Source organism: Salinispora sp. H7-4 (genome assembly GCF_013416675.1).
Lineage (GTDB): Bacteria > Actinomycetota > Actinomycetes > Mycobacteriales > Micromonosporaceae > Micromonospora > Micromonospora vitiensis.
Map to the genome: position 1 here is coordinate 143360 of NZ_JABZED010000003.1, position 19759 is coordinate 163118.

Annotated in this window: 22 protein-coding genes; 8 read left to right on the forward strand and 14 right to left on the reverse strand. The window is 69.8% G+C overall.

What is annotated here, in order from left to right; translation table 11 throughout:
- Positions 1 to 86: 86 nt before the first annotated feature.
- Positions 87 to 1880 (reverse strand): FAD/NAD(P)-binding protein, encoded by a 1794-nt coding sequence (locus tag H0524_RS02580; protein WP_180197596.1) that lies wholly within the window; start codon positions 1878 to 1880, stop codon positions 87 to 89.
- Positions 1881 to 2170: 290 nt separating this feature from the next.
- Between H0524_RS02580 and H0524_RS02585 the strand changes: the two genes are divergently transcribed.
- The 3 genes from H0524_RS02585 (at position 2171) to H0524_RS02595 (ending at position 4023) form a co-directional block, all read left to right on the forward strand.
- A complete protein-coding gene (locus H0524_RS02585; RefSeq protein WP_180197224.1) occupies positions 2171 to 3142 on the forward strand; it encodes a YHYH protein in 972 nt (323 codons plus the stop codon).
- Positions 3143 to 3214: 72 nt separating this feature from the next.
- A complete protein-coding gene (locus H0524_RS02590) occupies positions 3215 to 3559 on the forward strand; it encodes a helix-turn-helix transcriptional regulator (protein ID WP_018216708.1) in 345 nt (114 codons plus the stop codon).
- Positions 3556 to 4023: an SRPBCC domain-containing protein gene (locus H0524_RS02595; protein ID WP_180197225.1), complete on the forward strand. Its 468-nt coding sequence runs from the start codon at positions 3556 to 3558 to the stop codon at positions 4021 to 4023. The genes H0524_RS02590 and H0524_RS02595 overlap by 4 nt, the downstream gene beginning before the upstream one ends.
- A 193-nt stretch (positions 4024 to 4216) precedes the next feature.
- On the opposite strand, the gene H0524_RS02600 is transcribed toward H0524_RS02595, so the two are convergent.
- Positions 4217 to 5368 carry a hypothetical protein gene (locus H0524_RS02600; RefSeq protein ID WP_180197226.1) on the reverse strand — a complete coding sequence of 384 codons (1152 nt, stop codon included), beginning with the start codon at positions 5366 to 5368 and terminating at the stop codon, positions 4217 to 4219.
- 257 nt (positions 5369 to 5625) lie between these two features.
- Here H0524_RS02600 and H0524_RS02605 point away from each other — a divergent pair, with 257 nt between their 5' ends.
- Positions 5626 to 6174, forward strand: a complete 549-nt coding sequence (locus tag H0524_RS02605; RefSeq protein WP_180197227.1) for a dihydrofolate reductase family protein — start codon at positions 5626 to 5628, stop codon at positions 6172 to 6174.
- A gap of 109 nt (positions 6175 to 6283) precedes the next feature.
- On the opposite strand, the gene H0524_RS02610 is transcribed toward H0524_RS02605, so the two are convergent.
- The 9 genes from H0524_RS02610 to H0524_RS02650 form a co-directional block, all read right to left on the reverse strand.
- Positions 6284 to 7012, reverse strand: coding sequence for a 1-acyl-sn-glycerol-3-phosphate acyltransferase (locus H0524_RS02610; RefSeq protein WP_018727786.1), 729 nt, complete (start codon positions 7010 to 7012; stop codon positions 6284 to 6286).
- A gap of 115 nt (positions 7013 to 7127) precedes the next feature.
- Entirely contained in the window at positions 7128 to 9185 is a 2058-nt protein-coding gene (locus H0524_RS02615; RefSeq protein WP_180197228.1) for a glycogen debranching N-terminal domain-containing protein, read from the reverse strand.
- Positions 9185 to 9556, reverse strand: a complete 372-nt coding sequence (locus tag H0524_RS02620; RefSeq protein ID WP_018727784.1) for an SCP2 sterol-binding domain-containing protein — start codon at positions 9554 to 9556, stop codon at positions 9185 to 9187. Before H0524_RS02620 ends, H0524_RS02615 begins: the two co-directional genes overlap by 1 nt.
- A 147-nt stretch (positions 9557 to 9703) precedes the next feature.
- Positions 9704 to 10120 (reverse strand): CBS domain-containing protein, encoded by a 417-nt coding sequence (locus tag H0524_RS02625; protein ID WP_018222920.1) that lies wholly within the window; start codon positions 10118 to 10120, stop codon positions 9704 to 9706.
- 85 nt (positions 10121 to 10205) lie between these two features.
- Positions 10206 to 10643, reverse strand: coding sequence for a PPOX class F420-dependent oxidoreductase (locus H0524_RS02630; RefSeq protein ID WP_180197229.1), 438 nt, complete (start codon positions 10641 to 10643; stop codon positions 10206 to 10208).
- A 173-nt stretch (positions 10644 to 10816) separates the two neighbouring features.
- Positions 10817 to 11842 (reverse strand): aspartate-semialdehyde dehydrogenase, encoded by a 1026-nt coding sequence (locus H0524_RS02635; RefSeq protein WP_180197230.1) that lies wholly within the window; start codon positions 11840 to 11842, stop codon positions 10817 to 10819.
- Between the two features lie 81 nt (positions 11843 to 11923).
- Positions 11924 to 13270 (reverse strand): pitrilysin family protein, encoded by a 1347-nt coding sequence (locus H0524_RS02640; RefSeq protein ID WP_180197231.1) that lies wholly within the window; start codon positions 13268 to 13270, stop codon positions 11924 to 11926.
- Positions 13267 to 14559, reverse strand: coding sequence for a pitrilysin family protein (locus H0524_RS02645; RefSeq protein ID WP_180197232.1), 1293 nt, complete (start codon positions 14557 to 14559; stop codon positions 13267 to 13269). The genes H0524_RS02640 and H0524_RS02645 overlap by 4 nt, the downstream gene beginning before the upstream one ends.
- A gap of 147 nt (positions 14560 to 14706) precedes the next feature.
- Positions 14707 to 15858 carry an alkaline phosphatase PhoX gene (locus tag H0524_RS02650; protein ID WP_180197233.1) on the reverse strand — a complete coding sequence of 384 codons (1152 nt, stop codon included), beginning with the start codon at positions 15856 to 15858 and terminating at the stop codon, positions 14707 to 14709.
- Between the two features lie 308 nt (positions 15859 to 16166).
- On the opposite strand from H0524_RS02650, the gene H0524_RS02655 reads away from it, so the two are divergent.
- The 3 genes from H0524_RS02655 to H0524_RS02665 all read left to right on the forward strand — a co-directional run bounded on the left by H0524_RS02655 (position 16167) and on the right by H0524_RS02665 (position 17866).
- Complete coding sequence (locus H0524_RS02655) at positions 16167 to 17264, forward strand: 3-deoxy-7-phosphoheptulonate synthase (RefSeq protein ID WP_180197234.1); 1098 nt, start codon at positions 16167 to 16169, stop codon at positions 17262 to 17264.
- 39 nt (positions 17265 to 17303) lie between these two features.
- A complete protein-coding gene (locus tag H0524_RS02660) occupies positions 17304 to 17549 on the forward strand; it encodes a hypothetical protein (protein WP_180197235.1) in 246 nt (81 codons plus the stop codon).
- Between the two features lie 110 nt (positions 17550 to 17659).
- A complete protein-coding gene (locus H0524_RS02665; RefSeq protein ID WP_026322870.1) occupies positions 17660 to 17866 on the forward strand; it encodes a hypothetical protein in 207 nt (68 codons plus the stop codon).
- A 100-nt stretch (positions 17867 to 17966) separates the two neighbouring features.
- Here H0524_RS02665 and H0524_RS02670 read toward each other — a convergent pair whose 3' ends face one another.
- From H0524_RS02670 to H0524_RS02680, 3 genes are read right to left on the reverse strand one after another with little or no spacing between them, the layout of a single operon-like run.
- On the reverse strand, positions 17967 to 18494 hold the full coding sequence (locus H0524_RS02670) for a DUF1360 domain-containing protein (protein WP_180197236.1): 528 nt from the start codon (positions 18492 to 18494) through the stop codon (positions 17967 to 17969).
- Between the two features lie 51 nt (positions 18495 to 18545).
- Complete coding sequence (locus H0524_RS02675; protein WP_018727775.1) at positions 18546 to 18863, reverse strand: SRPBCC family protein; 318 nt, start codon at positions 18861 to 18863, stop codon at positions 18546 to 18548.
- Positions 18863 to 19201 (reverse strand): DUF6158 family protein, encoded by a 339-nt coding sequence (locus H0524_RS02680; protein WP_180197237.1) that lies wholly within the window; start codon positions 19199 to 19201, stop codon positions 18863 to 18865. The genes H0524_RS02675 and H0524_RS02680 overlap by 1 nt, the downstream gene beginning before the upstream one ends.
- A gap of 121 nt (positions 19202 to 19322) precedes the next feature.
- Here H0524_RS02680 and H0524_RS02685 point away from each other — a divergent pair, with 121 nt between their 5' ends.
- A complete protein-coding gene (locus H0524_RS02685; protein WP_018727773.1) occupies positions 19323 to 19754 on the forward strand; it encodes a hypothetical protein in 432 nt (143 codons plus the stop codon).
- The last annotated feature ends 5 nt before the right edge of the window (positions 19755 to 19759 follow it).

Below are 19759 nucleotides of genomic sequence, written 5' to 3' on the forward strand. Positions count from 1 at the left end.
CACCTCACCCAGGGCAGCTCCCCAACGCGAAGAGAATCCCCAGCCCAGGTCCGACCGGGCTGGGGATTCTCGGCGTTGATGGGCGGCTAACAGGAGAGCGCGGCCCGGGCAATCGCGTCCGCATTCTCGAGAATCGCGGACCCGACCCCGGGTCGGATTGTTTCGTTCAGCGACCAGGAAACCGACTCGATCGGCGGCCCGTAGGCGAAACGGTACGGATGGGGGGTACCGTCGGCATCAATCAGCCGAAATGGTCGTGGGGTGACGTCGAGCCCGCCGCTCTCGTAGGCACCGCTGGCGTCTGGAATACGGTACGGCCGGCACTGGCCGGTATCGAACAGGGAACGTAGCAGCGGGTTGGCGCTGTGCGGTAGATCTGGTTTGGGAATGCGCGCCTCTATCAGTGCCGTGGCCCGGGTTGGCCGCCCCGGGATCATGGTGGACCGCACGGTGAAACAGCCGCCTCGCGGATCTGCTCGTATCTCCGGCTCGGGGCCCACCACCTGCAGCAAGCCGCACTCGATGAGCGCCACCATCTGCTCGACCCGCAACGGCGGCGGACCGGCCGAAAAGAGAGTGCTCAGCGGCGTGAACCAGTGGACCACCTCGTCGCGATACGAGGACCCGGTGACTCCGGACAGGTCGATGGCCAGCCGGATCTCCCCGTGCAGGTCGCGTATGACATCCAGCGCTGTTTTTACGGGGTCGTCAATATTACCGACCTCGGCCCGGTCGATATCCTTGCGGAGGTGGTCGAGCAGCCATTCATTGAAATCAGCCCGTTCGGGGAAATCGCGCGAACGCCACGGCCGGCCAATGTTCTCCCAACTCCACTCGTCCGACTCGGTCACGCCGTGCCGTCGAAGAGTGCCGGAGTCATCCGACGCGGAAAGATAATCTTCCTGAAATTTGCTGGCGGCTGCTGATCCGTGACGTTGCGTAACGAGAGCCGAATAGTAGACCATGCGGACCTCGGCATCCAACAGCGGCCACACGTCTCGTCGAAAGGTCGACTCCGGAGATTCCCGAATACGACGGGCAGCGCTGTCGGTCAGGAACCGGGGGTTATGCTTGCCCGTGGCGCCCTTCTGGTTCCGCCCCCGGGTATAGTCCGGAATACCGTGGTGGGCCCCGGCGTAGAGAACTGGTTCCCGACCGGAGGGTTTATACCGTAACCCCTTGTCCAGCGGTGTGAACCGGCCACCACGACCCTCCGTGACCAGGGCGAGGACGTCGAAGAAGGCAAGCCCGAGCCCCCGCACGGCGACCGCCTCCCCAGCATCGATTGCATCCAGGTCGAAATCCGCCGGGTTTCCGGGCGGGAAGTAGCGCAGACCGTGACTCTCGGCGAAATCCGCCAGCTCACGCTCATCACCCGTGAGTTCCGTGTCGAGGTGACCGAGCGACAGCACCACGGCGTCCATGTCCGGCAGGCGATCCCCGTTGTCCAGAGTGACGCACTGGCCGTCACTCCCGTCCTCCAACGCCACCGCGGTGGCGCGGTGGACATTAACGCGGACGGTGTCGGGCGCGCCGGACACCACGCGTTCAAAGACCCACCTCAGATAGCGGCCGTACAGTCTCCGCGAGGAGTATTCGTCCGCCCCCCGGTGCCCCTGGTCCGCCCCGGCATCGCGGCTGTCCATCCAACCGTGCAGACTCGGACCCCGCCGGATCGGGCCCGCACAGTCGACACTCTCATCGGTAAACTGGCTCACCTGGGCGGTAACCGTGTTCATCAACAGGTGGGGTGACTGCTGCTCCCGCCATATCCTTCCCGATCCCGGCGGAAAGGGATCCACCAGGTGGAGCACCAACTCGTTTTCACCATCGTGGTTGGCGCACAGTCGCTCCAGGACCGCGAGCCCCCGCGGCCCCATCCCCACCAGGCAGATCTTTCTGGTACGCACCGCGCGCAACCTTTCACATTTCTGGCCTGCCCAGGGGGCGGGAGCGAGCTCGCAGCGCCTCTCAACATACCGCCCCTGCCGCGGGTAGCAGCCCAAACCTGTGAACCGGAGACATTCGTGGTTCTGTCATCAGATTCATGGTGGTAGTCGATCCACAAGGTTTGGTCGATGACATCGGGACCGATGTCATTTCAGCGATTATCAGCTGGTCCACAGGCTGTGCACAGTCACCACCTGAGATCAGCGGCCACAGTAGCGGCATGGCTTCTCCTCGACCCGGTTCTGGTCGACCCACCCGCCGCGTCTTCCTGCTCGGTGGGCTCGGCGCCGCCCTCGGAGTCTCGGCGTGTGGCCGGACGACGGTCACCGGGGTCAACGACCCCTCGACGTCCGCCACCTCCGTCGACGCACCGACCACCCCGGTGTCGACCGAGCTGACGGGCAACTACTCGATCGCCGACAGCGCCACCGGGACCCAGATCGACGTGACGGTAACCGGGGACAGTCGGACCATCCGCGCCAACGGACTGCCGAACCACCCGAGGGGCAGCTTCCCGAACGCCCACAACCCCCACACCGTCTCGGCCCAGGCGTACGAGTTCCAGCTTCCGCTGAACGGCACCCAGGCCAGCCGCGCCACCCCACTCGTCCTGCCGCAACCCTTCGGCATCGCGATCAACGGGGTCCCCTTCGACCCGCTCGCCGCCGAGTGGTACCGACGGGACCCGGCCTCCGGCTGGACAGTCGAGGCGATCAGCCCCAAGACGAATCTCGGTTTGGATGACAACAACGCGCATGTCCAGCCGACCGGGGCCTACCACTACCACGGCCTACCCACGGCAGTGGCCGGCCAGCGGGACGCGAGCCGCCACTCCCCGCTGCTCGGCTGGGCCGGCGACGGCTTCCCCGTCTACGCGGGACTCGGTTACGCCGACGCGATGGACCCGGCCTCCGGCATCACCGAGTTGACCTCCTCGTACCGGCTCCGCTCCGGTGTCCGGCCGGACGGCCCGGGCGGAGCCTACGACGGCACGTACACCGAGGACTTCGAGTTCGTGGCGGGCCACGGCGTGCTGGACGCGGCCAACGGTCGAAACGGAGTCACGCCCGAGTACCCCGACGGCACCTACTACTACGTCCTCACCGACACGTTCCCGTTCATCCCGCGACAGTTCGTCGGCACCCTCGCGGAGAGCTTCCGCCACTCCGGAGGCGGGGGCAGGCCCCGGTAGCCGCACGACCAGGGATGCCAGCTCACACCAGACTCATTGAACTGAACGGTTCAGTGTTGTAAGGTGAACTGCATGGTTCACCAAGATGTCCTGGACCGGGTGTTCGCGTCGCTGGCCGATCCGACCCGCCGCGGCATTATGATCAGGCTCGGCGATGGCCCGGCCACCATCGGCGAGCTCGCCGAGCCCACCGGGATGAGCCTGACCGGCATGAAAAAGCACGTCCAGGTGCTCGAAGACGCCGGGCTCGTGATCACTGAGAAAGTCGGCCGGTCGCGCCAGTGCCGCCTCGGCGCCGCGCCGCTGGACGAGGCGATGGCCTGGATCAGCTTCTACCAACGGCTCTGGGCCCGCCGCCTCGACGGGCTCGACGCCTACCTCACTCTCCAGTCCGACTCGAAGGGACAGAACTCTTGACGCTCGACATGCGGTTGACGCGACACCTGCCCGCGACACCCGACGAGGTCTTCGACGCGTACACGGACGCCGAGAAGCAGAAAATCTGGTTCACCATCCTCGACGAACAGCCCGACGTCCTCGAGATCGAGGTCGATCTTCGGGTTGGTGGCCAGCAGACCGCGGTGTGGGGACCCAGCCCCGACCAGCTGTTCCGGGAGACGCAGACCTTCGTCGAGATCGACCGCCCGCACCGGCTCGTCACCGACTCCACCGGCGCCAGCCCGGACGGCACGACCATGACGACCCGCATCGAGGTTACGTTCGAAGAGAAAGACGGCGGCACCCTGATGACCATCGTCCAGAGCGGCTTCCCGACTCCCGAGGTCCGGGACTTCTTCGCCAACGAGGCGTGGGACGGTGCACTCGCCCGGATCGAGGCGTTCCTGGCCCGGCAGCGTGGGACCGCGCCTGCCGATGCCTAAGCTCTCCCGGTGGCAGTCGTCGCTCCCGGCGGCGTCACCGTCGCTGGCTTCAGCGCGATACCGCTGCTGATCGGCTGCTGCAGCGCCAGGGCCAGGCCTTCGACCGACCGCAGCCACAACTGCCGACGGCAGCTACCGCCCTCGGTGTTCATGGAAGGAAGGGCTGGACCTGGTTCGAAGCCGACGCAACGCGTCACACTGTGTTGCCGATAACGCGCAGCGCTCCTTCGACGAGGACAGGCCCCACCTTGACGGCGACGGCCAGATCGGATGCGTCCAGCCAGTCAGGGTCGTGGCTATCTTCCCAGGCGACGATGTTCGTCGCGACTGCGAACGCTTGCTCGTCGCGGTTGCGCACGAGGGCTTCGGCAAGTTGCAGGTAGGCGCCGGGTTGGGTGCCGTCGAACTCTAGTGCCAGGCTGGTGATCTGGTCGGCGACCTGATGCCCATGGTGGGGAAAAAGCGCAGCCAGGCAGGCCAACACGAATTTCACCGCTGGTGGTTCGATCTCCCAGCGCGCGAGCAACGCTGGCACTTGCTCGTCAACGGTGCAGCGGACATCGCGGGTCCATGCCGCAGGTTGGGCCAACCGGCCCCTGGCCATGGCGCGGTCTACGTCGCCGCACAGTCCGTGACCCCACTGGTCAACGGCGAAGAGTAACCATCCGTAGAGATCAAGCCGTTGTTTGACGGGCAGCGCCCCGGAGACGATCATGCGCGCGAGGAACGGCAGCGCCGGCGCGGTGGCCGAATAGCAGGTTCCCTGGTGCAGCAGGTTATCTCCAAACAACTCGTCCAGGGTCTGGTCCCAGTCGCCGTGCGGGTCTGCCAATGCCCGCAACAGGTCGGGGATGTCCTCCGCGCTGCCATGGGCGTGCTCAAGGTCGACCCAGGGGATCTCGTCCAGGCCAGCCAGGTCGATGTGCGTATCTTCGAACTGGTCGGGAGTAAGGGCCAACGGTATGGCCGGCGGCGGGTCAACCACCACGACGCTGGGCCTGGGTGGCCGTGCACCGGGGTTGGTGCACACGATTGGCCCGCCGGGGCCGCGGAGGATCGGCAACATGCTCAGTTCGCAGCTACCTCCACCCTCCGAGTAGCCGCCATGCTGGCGAGCGATGACGGCAGCGGCGCGCCCGACCGCGTCGAACATGCGATGTCCGGATGTGTCGGCCGGATAGGGTCCGTCATCGACGGCACGGACCCTCCATCCGCCCCCAGGCGACGGCAGGGCTGTGACGTAGGCGAAACCGTGCGACGCCAATGCTCCAGCCAGCTCGTGAGCGTGCGTGTGGTCCGGCACGATGAACTCGTGGATGCCCGCAATAGCTGACCAGCCGGTCATATCGTCGCCTCCGATGGTTGTGGACCGCCTCGGTGAACTCCCATGATCACTGACCCCCGGATGATCAACCTAAGCCATCATTGCCGCGCTGTGCCGGCCGCTTCCGCCGCTCCGGACGCGGGGGCAGGCCGCGGTTAGCCGCCGGCCGCGACCGTCGGCTACCGACCCCGGCCTCCGCTACCCGTACGGCCCGGAGCCGGTTGTCATACCGGGGCTCGACAATCAGCTATCCGGTACGGCGGTCGAGGGAGATCTGCATGCGCAAGCTCGTGCTCTACACGCTGATGTCAATGGACGGGGTGGTGGAGGCACCCGACCGCTACATTTTCGACTTCGATGAGGTGATGTACGCCAACCTCGCCCGCACGATCAAGGCCCAGGACACCGTGCTGCTCGGCCGACGGACCTACGACGAGTGGGCGCCGTACTGGCCGACGGCGGAGGAGCAGCCCTTCGCCGACTTCATCAACGAGGTGCCGAAGTTCCTGATCAGCTCGGCGACTCCGACCGTGCCGTGGGCCAACACCACGGTCGTCTCGAGCCCGGTCGCCGATCTCGTCCGCCGGCTCAGGGAGCGTCCGGGCGGCGACATCGGCGTCCACGGCAGCATTCGCCTCGCCCAGTCCCTCCTGGCGGACAATCTGGTTGACGAGCTCCGACTCGTCATCGCCCCGGCGGTGCTGGGCTCCGGGCGACGACTACTCGGCGAGGGCGACGAGCAGCTACGGCAGTGGAAGCTGCTGCGGCTGGAGGGCACCCCCTCCGGCGCCGTGCTCGCCGACTACGCGCTCAACCGAACCGGCTGACAAGCCGGACTTCCACTGCCCGGACCGAGGGGATCACCTACTCGGCACGACCACGGCGGCGGGGCGGGTGACCGCGTCCACTCCGAAGCAATCCAGATCCGTGGGTGGCTCAGGAGCGGTCCAGGGTGCCCGCCTCGGCGGGGGTGGGTGCGCTGCCGCCCAGGTGCGCCGGGAGCCACCAGGTGTCGTCGGGGCCAGCCGGACGCTCCGGGTACTCCCGTTGGTTCCGGTCGACCAGGGTGCTCAGCCGCTCGGCCAGGTCCGTGGTCATCGCGTTCGCGTCCGGGTAGGCGGCCGGCTTCATCGGCTCCCCGATCAGGATGGTGATCGGGGTGTGCCGCCGGCCGAGGGTGCGCGGCCGTCCCTTGGTCCACAGCCGCTGGGTTCCCCAGACCGCCACCGGCAGCACCGGCACCTCGGCCTCCCGGGCCATCCGGGTCGCACCGCTCTTGAGCTGCTTGACGGTGAAGGACCGGCTGATCGTCGCCTCGGGGAAGACCCCGACCACCTCGCCCCGCCGCAGCGCGGCGACCGCCTCGACAAAGGAGCCGGTTCCGGCCCGGCGGTCGACCGGGATGTGCCGCATGCCCCGCATCAACGGCCCGGAGATCCGGTGCGTGAACACGGACTTCTTCGCCATGAACCGGACCAGCCGCTTCGACTCGCGCGCGCCCAGGCCGCAGAAGATGAAGTCGAGGTAGCTGACGTGGTTGCTGGCGAGGACCGCGCCGCCGGTCCGCGGTACGTGGTGGGCACCCTCAATGGTGATCTTCAGGTCGAGTACCCGGAACATTGTCTTGGCGGCGGCGATCACGGGCGGATACACGAGTTCCGGCATCCGCCGACCTTACCCCGGCTTCGGGGGCCGACCGGTAGGTGGAAGCCCTCATTGTTGGCACCGCCGGCCGGGGCCGGGCCGAGGTCGGGCGGGGTTCGGGCCGGGCCGACTCACCTCACTCGCCGCGCCGCTGCAGGTCGAGCCGGCCGCGGGCGAACGCGTCCACCCGACCCCACCGGCCCGGGATGTCCAGCACCTCGATCCGCCCCATCCCCGCTGGTAGGCGCGGCTCGACAACCAGGTGGCCCTGGTGTGGTTCCAGCCCGAGCATGGTCCGCAGCAACAGCAGCGGGGCGCCGGTGGACCAGGCCTGGGGCGTACACGCGGTCGGGTACTCGACCGGGAACTTGGTCAGCTCCCGTGGGTAGCCGCCGAACGCCTCCGGCAACCGACCGTCGAAGTAGCGGGCGGCGTCAAGAATGCCGTTGGCGACCGTCGCCGCCTCCTCCGCGAAGCCGTACCTGCGCAGGCCCCAGGCGACGAACGAGTTGTCGAACGGCCAGATGGTGCCGTTGTGGTAGCCGATCGGGTTGTATCGGGCCTCTCCCCTGGCCAGCGTCCGTACCCCCCAGCCGGAGAAGAGCCGTGGCCCCACCAGGTGTTCGGCGATTCTCGGGGCTCGCTCGTCGTCGACGATGCCGCTCCAGAGCAGATGCCCGAGGTTGGAGCTGAGCACGTCGCACTGCCGGCCGTCCGGGTCCAGGGCGAGTGCGTAGTACTCACCGTCCTCCACCCACCACTCCCGGTTGAACCGCTCCTTGAGGTCGGCCGCCTCCCGCTCCAGCTGCTCGGCGAAGGCCGGGTCGTCCCAGAACTCGCGGGCCAGCCGCGCCGCCCGCACCTTCGCGTCGTACGCGTATCCCTGCACCTCGCAGGTGGCGCGGGGGAACGGTGGCAGGGTGCCGTCGCGGTAGGAGATGGAGTCCCAGGAGTCCTTCCAGCACTGGTTTTCCAGCCCGGTGTCGGTGTTGCGCCGTTCGTACCAGATGTAGCCGTTGCCCACCAGGTCGGCGCAGCTGTCGATCCACTTCAGCGCGGCCCGGCACTCGACCTGCAACGCCCGCACCAGTTCGGCATCCCCACTCCACCGCTCGTACTCGTCGAGGAGCACAATGAACAACGGGGTCGCGTCCACCGAACCGTAGTACGGCGAGTGCGGCTGCTCCTCGAAGGCCGCTGTCTCGCCGTACCGCATCTCGTGCAGAATCCGGCCCGGGTCCTCCTCCCGGAAGTCGTCGAACCGGGTGCCCTGGAGTGCGGCGAGCACCTGTAGCGTCGTCTTGGACAGCTCCGGAGTGAACGGCAGTACCTGCAGGCAGGTCAGGATGCTGTCCCGGCCGAACATGGTCATGAACCACGGCAGGCCGGCAGCCGGTAGCGCCGCCCCACCCAGCGAGAACGGAACGAAGCGCAGCGCCGCCAGGTCGACCAGGCAGCGGTGGTACGTCGCGGTCAGATCCTCGCGTTCGCTGTTGACCTTGGGGGCGTTCGCGATCCACTCCTTGAGGTCCTGTTCCAGGGCGAGCCGCTCGTCGCCGTGCGCACGTAGACCCCGGCGCAGGTCCCGGCCGCTGGGGCCGAGGGTCAGGGTCCGGACGTCGATCTCCGCCACCCACTGCTCATTCGCCGCCAGGTGGATGGTGTACGCGAAGCCGCCCCGGTCGAACCGGGCCGGCACCGACGAGGTGATCATGGTTTCGCGCCGGAAGTTGCCGCGCCGGTAGCCCAGCCGCAGCCGGTCCGACTCGGCCTCGGTGTAGAGCTCGCCCTTCTTGTTCAGCTGGTCGTCCTTGATCTCGAACAAGTCGGCGAAGTCGGCCGCCGCCGCCATCCGTACCTCCAGCTCGACCGGATTCTCGTCGTGATTGAGAATGGTGAGCGTCTCCCGGAAGCTTCCCCCCACCGCCCGTTCCCGGATGACCGAGAGCTTGGCGTCCACGTAGTGCGTCGCCGCCCCCGGCACCAGGAAGAACCGCGCCTCGTAGTACTGCAGGTCGTCGTAGGAGAGCGGGTTGAGCCGTTCGCCGTTGACCGTCAGCACCCAGGTGGACAGGAAGCGGGTGTCGAGGGAGAAGAGACCGGTCGGCTCGGTCGGCGTCGCCTCGATGTCCCCACTCTCCGCGGAGACCACGAAGGTGTTGCCGTCCAGGATGCGCACCGTGTTGCCCGGCATCAACGTACCTCCCGCTCGAAGGCTCGGCGCGGCCCTCGCGCGCGCGGGTCGCCCGGGAAGAGCCGCTCCACCTGGACGAAGAGCCGTGGATCACCGCTGACCCTCAGGTCTCCCCGCAGGCTGGCCGCGATGGCGTGTTCCCGGCCGGCGGCCAACTCCTCGAAGAGCGCCGGGCTGAGCCCGATGACCGCGTCGGCCTCCAGATCCTCCCGACTCACCCGCAGCCGCCCCCGGTCGATCCGGAGGAACCAGTGCGTCGTGTGCGCCCCCTCGTGCAGGTCGAACCGGACCGTCGCGGTGGCCCGCATCAGCAGCGGCTCGTAGCCCCGCTGGTCGAGATCCCTGAAGAAGGCCGTGGTCGCTTCCGACATGGGTCCCACCTCCCGCCGGCCCGTCCGCGCACGCGACCGGGGCCGCCCGTGGCAGGTCCCGACGTCGTGCCGTCGCCTCCGGGCACGGGTCCCCCGATCCGAAAGCGGTCAACCTCGCCCGGATCGGGTGAACCGGGTCGGGCCGCGCTAGTTGTTCGGGTCGTCCGCGCTGATGTCCGCGAGCACCGACTGCGGTTCGCGCTCCACCGCCAGGTCCCCCATCGACACCAGGCCGATCAGCTGCCCGTCCTCGACCACCGGCAGGCGACGCACCGCGTACGTCCGCATCAGGTCGGCGGCGGCCACGGCGTCGTCGTGCTGGCTGACCGTGATCACATCCCGGGTGGTGATCTCGTTCAACCGGGTCGAGGCCGGATTCATGTTCTCCGCCACCGCTCGAACGGTAATATCACGGTCTGTAACGATGCCGACGACATCATCGCCGTCCGTGACCACAACATCCCCGATGGCGCAGTCCCGCATCTCCTGGGCGGCCGCGATGAGCGTGTCGTTGCCGTCCATCGTCACCAACCGGGTCGTCATGAACTCTTCGACCGTTGTCATGGTGCTCCCCTCTCGCTGTCGGCACCGCGGACTACCCTCACCGGGGCGGCAGGTAACGGGCCCGGACGCGACGGGGTCGGGCCGCTCAGCCGCGCGGGGGCAGGCCGTAGACCCGCTCGACGGGCAGCCGCAACACCAGTCGGCGCTGCGCCACCATCTCCCGGCGGAAGTCGTCCCAGTCCGGGTGTTCACCCTGCATCGCCCGGTAGAGGGCGACCAGCTCCTCGACCGTGGGGTCGTCCGCGCGCTCGGCGACCGGAGTCAGCTCGGCCCGCCCCTCGGCGACCGCGTACGCCCAGCCGGCGCCGCTGCTGACGTGGAAGCTGGCCCGCGGATCCCGGCGTAGGTTGACGACCTTGGCCCGGTTGTCGGTGGCCGAGATCCGGATCAGCCCGGCTGCCGGGTCGTACTGGTAGAGCACGGTGGAGAGCTGCGCCGGCCCGTCCCGCCGCAGCGTCGCCAACACACCCATCCGATGCTCCGCGAGGAGCTCGAGCAGCGGCGCCTGGCTCTGGTCGGTCACGGTTGCCTCCCTCGTCGGGTCACCCACAATCCAAACACGTCGGCGCCGCCCCCGGGGGGATGAGCGGCGCCGACGGTGGGGCTCAGCGGCGCTCGACGCCGACGGTGGGACTCACGCGCGCTCGGCGCCGAAAAGGTGGGACTCAGGCGCGCTCGGCGCCGAAAAGGTGTGGCTCAGGCGTGCTCGGCGGCGACCAGTTCGGCGATCTGTACGGCGTTGAGCGCCGCCCCCTTCCGCAGGTTGTCGTTGGCGCAGAAGAGGGAGAGACCGTGTTCGACGGTCTGGTCGGCGCGGATCCGGCCCACATAGGTCGGATCCTGGCCGGCGGCCTGCAACGGCGTGGGCACCTCGGAGAGGGCGACGCCGGGCGCGTCAGCGAGCAACTCCCGGGCCCGCTGCGGGGAGATCGGCCGGGCGAAGCGCGCGTTGACCTGAAGTGAGTGACCGGTGAAGACGGGTACCCGGACGCAGGTGCCGGAGACCTTCAGCTCCGGGATCTCGAGGATCTTGCGGCTCTCGTTCCGCAGCTTCTGCTCCTCGTCGGTCTCCTCGGACCCGTCGTCAACGATCGAACCGGCGAGCGGGAGCACGTTGAACGCGATCGGCTGGGCGAACGACCGGGGCACCGGGAAGTCCACCGCCGCGCCGTCGAAGGTGAGGCCGCTCGCGTGCTCGGCCACCTTCCGGACCTGCTCGTCCAGCTCAGCCACACCGGCGAGGCCGGCACCGGAGACCGCCTGATAGGTCGAGACGACGAGACTCACCAGCTCCGCCTCGGCGTGCAGCGGACGCAGCACCGGCATCGCGGCCATCGTGGTGCAGTTCGGGTTGGCGATGATCCCTCGGGGCCGTTGCCGCGCGGCGTGCGGATTCACCTCGGCGACGACGAGCGGCACCGCCGGGTCCAGCCGAAAAGCCGACGAGTTGTCGATCACCACGGCTCCGGCTTCGGCGACCCGGGGGGCCAGGTCCCGGGCGGATTCCTTGCCGGCCGAGAAGAGAACGATGTCCAGCCCCGAGTAGTCGGCGACGGCGGCGTCCTCCACCGTCAACTCGCCGCCGCGCCAGGGCAGGGTCCGCCCCGCCGACCGCGCGGAGGCGAACAGCCGAACCTGTTCCGCGGGGAAATCCCGCTCCGCCAACACCTGCCGCATTACCCCACCGACCTGGCCGGTGGCCCCCACAATGCCGATCCTCATACCCGCGAGGCTACCCAGCGGAGCCCGCCAACCAAGAATCCTTTCCCACCGCCCGGACCTGGCGATCCGGGCGGTGGGCGGTCAGCGCGTGCTGGTGATGACCTCCCCCAGGCCGGTCGCCGCCAGCTCGGCCCGGATCAGGGCGGCGTCCCCCTCGACCACCAGGGTCAACTCCTCCGGGTGCAGGTGCGCGGCGGCGGCCGCCGAGACCTCCTCGACCTCGGCGGCGAGCAGCGCCGTACGCAGCCGGGCGTGGTAGTCGTCGGGCAGGTCGTGGACGACCAGCGTGGTCAGCGCCGCGGCGATCGCCCGCGGGGTCTGCAACTCGACCGAGAGCTGGCCGGCCAGCCAGGAGCGGGCCACCGCCAGCTCCGGTTCGGTCACCCCGGTCTGCTGGGTACGGGTGATCTCGCCGACCGCATCGACCAACGCGGGCGCGGTCACCGCGGTCTGCACACCGGAGCTGACCGCGAACCGCCCGAACCGACGCGACGACACGAAGTCACCCCGGATCCCGTACGTATAGCCCCGCACCTCACGGATCAGGTGGTTGAGCCGGGAGGTGAAGGCGCCACCGAGCACGGTGCCGGCGAGCCGCATCGGCACATGGTCGGGGTGTGCGCGGTGCGGCGACGGATGCCCGAGCCGCAGCGTCGACTGCACCGAACCCGGCCGGTCCACCAAGATGATCTTGCGGCCGTCGCGCGGGGCGGCCTGGACCGGGCCACCCCGGTCCACCGCGCCGCCGCCGGTGCCGGCGAACGCCGTCGCCGCGAGGGCGTCCAGGTCGAGGCGCTCCAGGTCCCCGACGACGATCAGAGTGCCCGGCCGGAGGAACCACTCCGAGTGGAAGATCCGGACGTCCTCGACCTCCAGCGCGGCCACCGTCTCCGGATCGCCGTACAGCGGCCGGCCCCAGCGGTTCTCGGCGCCGAACAGGTCGGCCCGCAGCGCCGCGTCGGCCCGCGGGCCCGGATTCGCCCAATCCATGCGCTGGGCGGTCGCCTCGTCGTCGCGTACCCGCCGGACATCGTCCGGTGCCAGCCGCGGCGTGCGCACCGCCTCCGCCAACAGCTCCACGGCAGCCGGCAGCCGATCCACCGGCACCTGCACGCTCACCTGGAAGGAGTCCCAGTCCAGGCCGGCCACCAGCTCGGTGCCGAGCGCCTCGATGGCCAGGGCGTACGCCGTCGCGTCCCGCTGCGCGGTCCCCTCTTCCAGGGCCTTGGCGAGCACCGTGCCCAGCCCCTCCCGCCCCTGTTTTTCACGGCCGGCGCCGGCATCGAGCAGCAACAGCGCCACCGCCAGCGACTGCCCCGGCAGGTGCGCGGCGACCAGTTGCCCACCCGCGACACCACGGCGAACCACCTGGGGAAAGCGGTACGGTCGGGCGGGCCCCGGACCGGGCCGGGTGCTGATCAGCGTCATGAGCTCTCCTCGGGCAGGTAGGTCAGGGTCACCCGGTCGGCCGGGGCGAGCACCTCGGCGGCCACCGCCGCGATCTGCTCGGCGGTCACCGCCAGCCACGCCGGCAGCCGCTCGGCCGCCCGGCGCGGGTCACCGAACTGTGTCGCGTACCGGCCGAGGGTGTCGGCCCGGCCCTCCACCGTCGACATCTGCCGCCACCAGGCGGTGCTGAGCAGCGCCTTGGCCCGGTCCAACTCCGCGGCGGTAACCGGCACGGTGGTCAACTCGTCAACGACCTCGCCCAACCCGGCGGCCAACCGCTTCGCCGACACCCCCGGGCGGGCGGTGGCGGTGACGATCAACGGCGCCGGGGCGTACGCCAGGTCCACCCCGTACGCCCCGACCAGGTCCGGCTGCGCGACCCGCTCCCCGTCGACGAGCCGTTGGTAGAGCCGGCTGCCCCGCCCGCTGCCGAGGACGGTGGCGAGCACGCTGGTCACGTCGTAGCCGGCGGTGCCGAACGGGTGGGTACGGTGCGCGACGTACACCCGGGGCGCGGGCACCTCGGTGACGACCGTCTCCGTCGTCGCCACGCCGGTGCCGGAGACGTGCTGGCCGTCCGGCGCGGCCGGGATCTCCGATCGGGCCGGGATCGCGCCGAAGTACTTCTCGGCCAGGGCGAACACCTCATCGGCGGAGGTGTCGCCGACGACCGTCAGAACAGCGTTGTTCGGCGCGTAGTACGCGGAGTGGAACGCCTGGAAGGTGGGGAGGTCAGCGGCGTTCAGGTCGGCCATCGAGCCGATCGTCGAGTGGTGGTATGGGTGGCCGGGTGGGTAGAGCAGCGGCAGCAGCCGCAGCCAGGCGTCGCCGTACGGGACGTTCTCGTAGCGCTGCCGCCGCTCGTTCTTGACCACGTCCCGCTGGTTGTCCAGCGTCTCCTGGGTCAACGCCGGCACCAACCCGCCCATTCGGTCGGCCTCGAGCCAGAGGGTCAGCTCAAGGTGCTCGGCGGGGACCGTCTCGAAGTAGTTGGTGCGGTCCGGGTTGGTGGTGGCGTTCAGGGACCCACCACACCCCTGGACCAGCTTCATGTGCTCGGTCTTCGCCACGTTCGTCGAGCCCTCGAACATCAGGTGCTCGAAGAGGTGGGCGAAGCCGGTCTGCCCCTCCGGTTCGTGCCGGGAGCCGATGTCGTACCAGAGGTTCACGGCCACGGCGGGGGCGGTGCGGTCCTCACTCACCACCACGCGCAGGCCGTTGTCCAGTCGGGTCGTCTCGATGGGCCAGGGAAAACCGCTGTCGGGCATGGGAGGACGCTATCCGATCGCCGAGGCGCGGGGACGGTGCGCCGCGGGACGGGGACGGCGCGCGCCACGAAACGGGGCCCAACGCGGACGGTGCGCCGCGGGACGGGGCCCGACACGCTGGCTCAGCCGCGGGCCCCGCCGGCTCGCTCAGCGGAACGGGCCACGTACCTCGTAGGTGATGCCGCCGGAGGACGATCCGGAGCTGCCGCGCTGGGACGAGAAGTAGAACCGGGTGCCGTCGGGCGAGAACGCCGGACCGCAGATCTCCGACCGGGACTGACCGGTGATCCGCAGGAACGGGGCGACGACCTCGTCCGGGGTGATGATGTTGATCTCCATGTTTCCGCCGTCCTCGGCGACGTAGAGGTCACCGCCGGCGGTACCGGTGATGTTGTCCACCCCGGTCAACGGGGCGGTACCGGGGACCAACGAGTCGTCGTACGCCAGGTCGATCCGCTCGTTGACCGCGTCGTACGCCCAAACCCGGTTGTCCCCCTTCGTGGTGAACCAACAGGTCCCGTCGGCGTACCAGCAGCCCTCCCCGCCGTTGAATCGCTTCGCCCCGGAGACCTGGTCCCGGGTGTACGTCGGCGAGCCGTCCGGGTCGGGCACCGGGGCCCAGGACACCGGGCCGCTGGTGGCGGTGCCAGCCACCAGCACCTCCAGGGTGCCGGCCGAGAGGTCACCCCAGGTCGTCGGCCGGAACCGGTAGAGGCAGCCGTCCCTCTCATCCTCGGTGAGGTAGATCACCTGACGGCTTGGATCGCAGGCGGCGGCCTCGTGCTTGAACCGACCCATCGCGTCCCGCCGGAGGGCGTTCGCGCCACCGGTCGGGTCGGTCTCGTAGACGTAGCCCCGGCTGACCTCCTCGCAGGAGAGCCAGGTCTCCCACGGTGTCGCTCCACCCGCGCAGTTCTGCCGGGTGCCCGACAGGATCTGGTAGGCCGAGGCGACACTGCCGTCGGCGTTGAACCGGATCGCCGACGCGCCGCCACCCGGGGTGATCTCCGAGTTGGAGACGTAGATCCAGCCGGCACCGGCGGCGAAGCAGGCGCCACCGTCGGGCGCGTCGTGCCAGGTGTACGCGGTACCGGTGACGGCCTGCCGGGAGCGGGCCACGATCCGACTGGTGAATCCCGCGGGCAGCTGGATGCCCAGGGCGTCGGCCGACTGCAGGGGCCCATAGGGGCTCTCCCCGGGCTGGGCGGGGTCGGCCAGCGCGGCGCCGGCCCAGAGACTACCGGAGAATGCCGCGGCGCCACCGGCGACGCCAGCGCGGAGCAGAGTACGACGATCCATCGAAAACCTCCGGGAGAGGGAGTGGTCGGTCGTTGGCGCCACAAACCTATCGATATCGCCATCGAAGCTGGTAAAAATCAGATGAGCCTTTCCGAACGGGCGGGTGGCCATTGCCGTCGAGTCAGGTAGACTCACCGACGTGACACGCTCGTATCGATGGTTTAGGCAGCCGGCTCTCCCGCCGGTGACCTCATCGTGAGCTGAAGTCACCCGCACGAGCCGGCAAGGCAGGAGCTTCCGCTCCTGCCTTTTTGCGTACGAGCAGCCGGCTCTCCCGGGCACCGGCCCCGGGCACGGTCGGCGAAGGGATGCCCACCGTGACCACCTCCGAGACGAACCGGATCAGCGACCAGCGGATCGACCGCGTGGTGCCGCTGACCACCCCGGCCCTGCTACACCACGAACTCCCCCTGGACAGTCCGCTCACCTCGGCCGTACTGACGGGCAGACGGGCCGTCGGCCGAGTGTTGGACCGCACCGACGACCGCCTCCTGGTAGTGGTCGGCCCCTGTTCGGTACATGACCCGGTCGCCGCCCTCGCCTACGCGCACCGACTCCGCGAGCTCGCCGATCGACTCGCCGACGACCTGCTCGTGGTGATGCGGGTCTACTTCGAGAAACCGCGCTCGACCGTCGGCTGGAAGGGGCTTATCAACGACCCCGGCCTGGACGGCTCCGGTGATGTGAACACCGGCCTGCGCCGGGCCCGGGCGCTCCTGATCGACGTGCTGCGCCTGGGACTTCCGGTCGGCTGCGAGTTCCTCGACCCGATCACCCCGCAGTACATCGCCGACACGGTGGCCTGGGGCGCGATCGGCGCCCGGACGGTGGAGAGCCAGGTGCACCGCCAGCTCGCCTCCGGCCTGTCCATGCCGATCGGCATGAAGAACCGTCCCGACGGCAGCATCTCCACCGCGGTGGACGCCATCCGGGCGGCCGGCGTGCCGCACGTCTTCCCCGGCATCGACGCCTCCGGCACTCCGGCGATCATGCATACCCGCGGTAACACCGACGGCCACCTGGTGCTGCGCGGTGGCGGTAACCAGCCGAACTACGACGCCGAGTCGGTGAACGACGCGCTGGCGCTGCTGCGCGCCGCCGGGCTTCCCGAACGGCTGATCATCGACGCCAGCCACGCCAACAGCGGCAAGGACCACCGCAACCAGCCACTCGTCGCCGCCGACGTGGCCGCCCAACTCGCCGGCGGCCAGCACGGCATCGTCGGCGTCATGCTGGAGAGCTTCCTGCTCGCGGGCCGGCAGGACCTGGACCCGACCCGCGAGCTGACGTACGGGCAGTCGATCACCGATGCCTGCATCGGCTGGGACACCACGGAGCAGGTCCTGGCCGACCTGGCGGCCGCCGTACGCACCCGGCGTCGGGCTCCGGCCGTCACCCCGGTCTGATCGCCGGGCGGGTGGTTTACCGGTTACGGCCCCGGGTAGTTGGGCGCCGTGACCGACAACCCACCCGTTACCGCGGTGCCCGAGACCGAGTCGGACCTGCGCCGTCTCGACGACCTCCTCGAGGATCTCTACCGAGGCCAGGAGCGGATCAGCCAGGGCGACATCTACCGGCGAGCGGTCGCCGCCCAGATGCCGGCGGAGCTACTCACCCGCATCTGCGGACTGCCCGAGGGCGAGTACTCCGTGGACGAGGCGGCCGACCTGCTGGGCGGGTCCGTCACCTGATCGGGTCGCGGCCGACGAGCCGGTCCACTGGTCCGGCGATGCCCGGCAGTGGGTCCGGCGATGCCCGGCGGCGGTCCGCAGCCCGGTGATCCGTCATGAAGGAGAGTGACATGTCCCAGCCCGCCGAGCGGCACTCCGAGCAGCAGGAACAGCTCGCGGCTCTCGGCCAGCCGCCGGAGGGCCGGGACACCCTGCCGGAGCCGGACTTCGCCCGGGAGCACGATGTCACCGCGGTTGATCGAGACATCATCACCGGGGCGGACGCCGACGAGCGGGAGGAGGAGTCTCCCCGCGGTTGGTCAGGCGAGGAGAGCTGAGCGCCTGCTCCGCTCGGCGCAGGCCGAGGAAGGCGCGATCGCGGGCGGGGCCCGGCTACCGCCCCGCCCGCGATCGCGCGACTTGAGGTCAGCCGGCTGCCTAACCCGAGCTCCGCTCGGCCGCCTGCTGCGCCGTCGCCTGCGCCAGCTGGAGGAAGTCCGACGCCGTCATAGCGGTCAGAGCGGTGGCGACGAGACGGGTCAGCCGCGGCGTCAGCACCAGCCCGCCGGTGAGCCCGGTAGCTACCCAGACGGCCAGGCAGAACGGGCAGCTGACCAGCTCACCGACGGCGTGCCGGGTGGAACTGCCCGAGTCGCGCACCTCCTCCATCACCTCGCCGCTGCCGATCGGCCGGGCGTAGCGGGTGAACGGGGCCCGCAGCGGACTGGTCACGGCCTTCTTGGAGAGCAGTCGGCTGAGCTTGTGGGTCGCGATGGCCAGCAGGACCACGTCGGCCGTCGCGGGCCGTTCCGGCAGCGGCCGCCGAGTGGCCTTCACCAGCCCGGCGATCGCGGACGTCACCCCGGCGTAGGCACCCATGGCCACCAGGTAGCCGCCGAGCGGCCGATACTCGTGTGGCGCGTAGGCCCGACGCAGACGGGTCACTTTCGCCTTCAACTCGGTCACCGCTCCCTCGGTCTGGTCGCCGAGCCGAAGGGCTCGACGGTTGCGCCCGACTCAGCCCGCCTGGAGGTTGTCGGCCACCGCTTGGGCGAGGTCTTCCAACGCCTCGTCCACCAGCCGCTCGGCGGTGCCGCCGGTCAGGTCGAGCCGGATCCACGCCCCACCGGCGTCGGCCGGGTCAACCCGGATCTCGGCGGTCCAGTCCCCGGTGGCCCGCCAGCGGGCCGTCAGCTCCGCCCGGCGGATGTCGGTGGCCGGCCGGCCGCCGACGCGAAGCGGCTCGGGGAGCCACGCCGACATCCGGCTCGGGTCGATCGCCGTGTTGAACACGACCTCCGGGGGGGCCGAGATACCCCGCTCGGCTGAGGCCATCACGACCCCCGCAGTCGGCTCGGGTCGACCTCCCGCCCCGGACGCCGGGCGAGATACTCGGTTTCGAGCTCGGCGGTCCGGCGCAGGTGGGTGGCGAGCGCCGCGTCGGCGGCGTGCCGCAGGGTGTCCAGCCGCGTTCGGTGCAGGCTGTGCAACTCACGGATCAGGTCGGCATCGCCGAGTTCGGCCGGGTCGACGCCGAGCACCTCGCCGTCAGAGTCCGCGGTGCCGGAGTCAGTGGTGCCGGAGGCCCGGTCGTGCAGGTGGTCTCCATCCCATTCGGGCATCCGCTGCTCCGGGCTCGGGTACTCATCCCGCCGCACGGATCCGGTCATCATCGCCCCCTTCACTGTTCTGGGCTGGCGTCTGGCCGGATGCCCACCCGAGGTGCCGGCAAACCAGCCCGCCGCGAGGACACGGCTGTCGGAACACGCCCCCGGCCCCGGTACCCTCGAGGCCATGAAGCGGCTCTGGACCCCGGCGTGGATCGTGCGCCACGTGGCCCTGGTCGTGCTCGTCGTGGGCTTCCTCGGGCTCGGCTGGTGGCAGCTCAGCCGTGCGGCCGGCGGCAACCCGATCAGCTGGGGATATGCCGTGGAATGGCCGGTTTTCGCCGGCTTCGTCGTCTTCGTCTGGTGGCGGGAGGTCCGCCAGGAACTCCGCGGACCCGAGACGCCGGGCCCAGCCGCGGAGACCACCGAATCATCCGCGACCACCGAGCCGTCCGCGACCACCGAGCCGACCCGGCTGACGGTACGCCGGCCGGTACGGGCCAGCCGTACCGCGGCCACCGTGCCGGACAGTGACGATCCGGAGCTCACCGCCTACAACCGCTACCTGCGGTGGCTGACCGACAATCCGGGTGCTCGACCCGGCGACTACCCCGGCTAGGCCGG